Genomic DNA, 301 nt, shown 5'->3' on the forward strand with positions numbered 1-301 from the left:
ACCGCGCCGACGTCGCGGACGAGAAGCATGTCGTCGAACAGCACTACCGTATCGACGACCTGGAGTTCGAGCAGCACCACCTGAACAACAACGAGGACGTGATCGACGACCTGCTGGTCTCCGCCACCAAGAACCCGCACTGCGAGGGCGTCGGTCATCTCGGTTCGCACCTTGGCGGGGGAGACGGTGTGGATCCGGATGCCCTTGCGTCCGACCACGTCGGCCAGCGTGCGGGTGAGTGCCACCAGACCGACCTTGCAGGCCGCGTAGTCGCTCTGGACCGGGCGGGGGATCCGCACCG

The 301-nt window shown here is 66.4% G+C and carries 1 protein-coding gene; it reads right to left on the reverse strand.

Annotated features, from left to right (window positions below):
- Positions 1-245, reverse strand: a 245-nt coding sequence (locus PUR61_RS16055; RefSeq protein ID WP_443035179.1) for a hypothetical protein, incomplete at its 3' end; no start/stop codon positions are given.
- Positions 246-301 lie beyond the last annotated feature (56 nt).

This window comes from Streptomyces sp. BE20, assembly GCF_036322525.1.
Classification (GTDB): Bacteria; Actinomycetota; Actinomycetes; order Streptomycetales; family Streptomycetaceae; genus Kitasatospora.